The sequence below is a fragment of the Carnobacterium divergens genome (genome assembly GCF_900258435.1).
GTDB classification, from domain to species: Bacteria; Bacillota; Bacilli; order Lactobacillales; family Carnobacteriaceae; genus Carnobacterium; species Carnobacterium divergens_A.
The window spans coordinates 20,661-24,792 of record NZ_LT984412.1 but is presented as its reverse complement, the minus strand read 5'-3'; the positions used below and the strand labels follow the sequence as shown (position 1 = coordinate 24,792).

3 protein-coding genes and 1 pseudogene are annotated in these 4,132 nt (G+C 32.8%); all 4 read left to right on the top strand.

Going from position 1 to position 4,132, the window contains the following annotated elements; all coding sequences use genetic code 11:
- Positions 1–327: pseudogene (locus CDIMF43_RS00450) on the top strand (RepB protein); the annotation flags it as partial.
- Positions 324–920, top strand: a complete 597-nt coding sequence (locus CDIMF43_RS00445; protein WP_109840890.1) for a MerR family transcriptional regulator — start codon at positions 324–326, stop codon at positions 918–920. The pseudogene CDIMF43_RS00450 and the gene CDIMF43_RS00445, both read left to right, overlap by 4 nt.
- On the top strand, positions 908–2,086 hold the full coding sequence (locus CDIMF43_RS00440; RefSeq protein ID WP_109840889.1) for a restriction endonuclease subunit S: 1,179 nt from the start codon (positions 908–910) through the stop codon (positions 2,084–2,086). The genes CDIMF43_RS00445 and CDIMF43_RS00440 overlap by 13 nt, the downstream gene beginning before the upstream one ends.
- 185 nt (positions 2,087–2,271) lie before the next feature.
- On the top strand, positions 2,272–3,222 hold the full coding sequence (locus tag CDIMF43_RS00435) for a magnesium transporter CorA family protein (RefSeq protein WP_003131454.1): 951 nt from the start codon (positions 2,272–2,274) through the stop codon (positions 3,220–3,222).
- Positions 3,223–4,132 lie beyond the last annotated feature (910 nt).

Below are 4,132 nucleotides of genomic sequence, written 5' to 3'. Positions count from 1 at the left end.
TATTTGCAGGATAAAGCAAATAAAGAACAAGCAGAAGAACTTTTAGCAGGGAAAGCATTAAAAAGTAAATACACGAAACTTTTGTTGGATAATATGCTATTAAGTCCTTATGAAATGACCGATACGTCACTTATGGCAGGATTGCAGGCGTACGTGTACCCTCTCTATGACGAGCTGAAAGCCTTACGAGGGTTGAATGGGGTCAAAGACCACCTCTCTTATGTGAGATCTAAACAAGAAGCCTATTCAAAACGCAATATAGCCAAGTACCTCAAAAAAGCAATTGAACAATACCTACCAACGGTTAAAAGGCAGGACTTATCATGAGTGAGAATTTAAAAACCATAAAAGAACTTGCGGACGAGTTAGGCGTATCAAAACAGACGATAAGAAATAAAATAGATAAAGATTTTAGAGAAAAGTTTGTTCAAACAATAAAAATTAAAGGTAATAATACCTTAGTAATTAATAACGCAGGGTACTCTTTACTAAAAAAAACACTGCAAAATGATACTGCACAGACTGCAAAAACACTGCAAAATGATACTGCACAGACTAAATTAATATGTTTTTTAGAAGAACAATTAGATAAAAAGGAACAGCAATTATCTGTTAAAGATAAGCAACTAGAAAATAAAGACACTCAAATCTCACAAATGCAAAATTTGTTAGACCAGCAACAGCGATTAGCTTTGCAAGATAAAAAGCTACTGGAAGAATACAAGGCAGAAAACGACAGTCTAAAAGCCCTTAATGTGCCGTCACAGGAAACAGAATTCAAACACTTAGACAATCAATATAAAGATGAAGTGAACGCTCTTAAAGAGAAGTTGGAAAATTTGCAGGAACAAATCAAAGTTCAAAAAAGGATAGAAGAACAAGAAAAACCAAGAAAATGGTGGGGACTATGGCGAAAATAGATGATTCAGTTAAAAAGAAAGTTCCAGAATTGCGATTTAAAGGATTTACGGATGATTGGGAAGAGCGTAAGTTTGCTGATTTTATTGATGTTAAGTCTGGAAAAGACTACAAACATCTGAATTCGGGACCAATACCTGTCTATGGAACTGGTGGATATATGCTAAGTGTAGATAGAGCGCTATCAGATATAGATGCCATTGGGATTGGAAGGAAAGGGACAATTGATAAGCCTTATTTATTAAAAGCGCCTTTTTGGACTGTCGATACCTTGTTTTACGCTGTTCCTAAACAAAATATTGACCTTCAATTTTCACTATCTATTTTTAAAAAAATAAATTGGAAAAAATTTGATGAATCTACTGGTGTACCTAGTTTATCGAAAACTGTAATTAATAGTGTGGGTGCTTCTGTTCCCTGTTATGAAGAACAACAAAAAATAGGTTCATTCTTCAAACAACTCGACAAAACTATCGCACTTCATCAGCGTAAGTTAGATTTGTTGAAAGAACAGAAAAAAGGCTACTTGCAAAAAATGTTCCCTAAAAATGGTGCCAAAGTTCCTGAATTGCGATTTGCGGGGTTTGTTGACGATTGGGAACAGCGTAAGTTGTCCGATTTAATGACTTTTTCAAATGGAATTAATGCTCCTAAAGAAAATTATGGAAAAGGAACTAAAATGATTAGTGTCATGGATATACTAAATCCTTTACCTATAAAGTATGACAATATATTAAATTCTGTATCCGTTGATAAAAAAATCGAAGATAAAAACAAAGTTGAAAACGGTGATTTAATATTTGTTCGTTCTTCAGAGATTGTTGAAGAAGTTGGATGGGCAAAAGCTTATAAAGAAGCTCGCTACGCTTTGTATAGTGGTTTTGCTATTAGAGGAAAACGAATCAGTTCTTATAATGCGTATTTTATTGAATTAACTCTAAATTATGCTAATAGAAAAGAAATTAAACGAAGAGCTGGTGGCAGTACTCGATTTAATGTTAGCCAAGAAATTTTAAATTCTTTGACTGTTTTAACTCCTTCAATTTCTGAGCAAAATCAAATAGATTTATTTTTTACTAAAATAGACGACACTATCACTCTTCATCAACGTAAGTTAGATTTGTTGAAAGAACAGAAAAAAGGCTTTTTACAAAAGATGTTCGTTTAGGGTCTAAAATTATAAATTAGATAATACATTAGAAGCTGGAGACGAGATTGTCTAGATAATGTGCGAGATAAAATTTTTAGCAGGTTATCATACATAAGACAAAATGTTTTTAAAACTGATAACGTATTTATTCCACAACAATTACGCATTTATTTTTGAGAAAAATATAAAGCAGGAGGATTACAATGCTGAAAACTTATTCTTTAACAAAAAATACATTATTAGTTTCGTCAGAATCAAATATCAAAAATTCGTCTGTTGTTTATGTGTATGGTGACGAACGAGAATATATCGAATCTTTTGAACATAAATCTGACTTTAACATAGACAATATACTAACGTTTGATGATCGAGTTGCATATGACACGATGATAGATCAGAACGATGAAAAAAGTTTGCTCGTAAGTTTTTTGTTTCCCGAGATACATGAAGGTGGGCATCTAGATAATCTGACGACATCTGTTGTTTTCTTGGTATTTAAAAATAAGTTGATAATTTTTACAAAACAAAAATTAAAATTCATTCCCGAACTCTTATCCAATATGGTTTTACATGATGTCGATAATTTCATGCAGGAAGTACTTTTAAAGATCATGCAAAAAGATTTCCATGTGATGCTTGACGACCTTCGTGGAGTCAAGGAAAAAATTGATGATTTAGACTCAGAAATATCAACGTCCGGTTCACTCAGACCAACGTTTGGTGATTTATTGACTCTTCAAAAATACATGATAGCTTTGTCAACAACCTATGGCGCTAATCACAAAGCGCTGGATTTCATTAAAAAAAATTTTACAACTATTAATGATATTGATTTTACCACCCAAAAAATAATTGATGAGATATACAATACAAGCGACACAATGGATAGAATTATTTTAGGTTACAGTCAATATTTGGATCATTTGGAAAATATGATAAACAATATGATTTCGTATCAGCTAAACATGATTATGAAAACTCTAACAGAGATATCAATCGTTTTAACTATTCCAGCAATCATTTTTGGTTTTTGGGGAGTCAATGTCGATGGCCCGTTTGAAAAATCTTCTTATGGTGTTTTTGCTGTGCTGATTATCTCTGTTATACTAAGCCTAATTTGCTGGTTTTTGCTGCGACGCAAAACATATTTGTAAAGTATTTGTGATACCCCAATATGATTTAAAGCAGAATTTCTTTGTTGACTTATTAAAAGGCTGGTTCCTTTCAATAATTTAATAGCTTCAGCGGCTTCCTTCACAGTATGAGAGTTAGAATATTCAAAGATAGCCATATATCCTCTGACAATTGATATGTTGATTAAATGGTCACATGATAAGGGTATAAACGAAAAGTTGTTTGGGATGCCAGACTAGGGACTATACTAGAAAACATCAGTACATTCCTTAGCTCAGGGTCTATAATTAGATAATAACCCCTATACAACGCTATTAAAACAACCCCCGTTATCTATTGGACAGGTAATAGGGGTTGTTTTTATGTTTTTTTATATAATAGAACCAAAGATGAAGGGATTATTTGGGATGGTAGGCATGCTTTTACGCTACGATAACGCCTGTTTTAACGATTATGCCGATAACTGAATGAAATAAACGCTAAAAGTTCCTAGAAACGATTTTAAGCACTTTACAGGCGTTTTGAATAATTTCTAAGTAAAAATCCCCGCCTGGTTAGTCAAAATCGCTTAAAACGCAAAATATGACGTTCTAGAACTATTCAAAACAAAAAGAGGACTAAACTTTTTTTGTTTAGTCCTCTTTTTGTTTTCCTCATCGGTCTGCTCGATGACAGGAGCAGTCAGATTGAAAATCTGAAATATATTCAAATTATTTTCCTAAGGGCGCACTTATATACCATGAAAATCATGGTATAAATTGCCAATATTTTAGATTAAACGTGTTGGAAAAACTCGCTTTGCTCATGTAAATAAAAACGTTATAAAGTATTAGGGGTCAATGGAACATCTTTACGAAAAGTTGCGGTATAAAAACGAAAGCTAGGTTGGATTAACAACTTAGCTTTCGTTTTTTATATCTTCTATTTTTT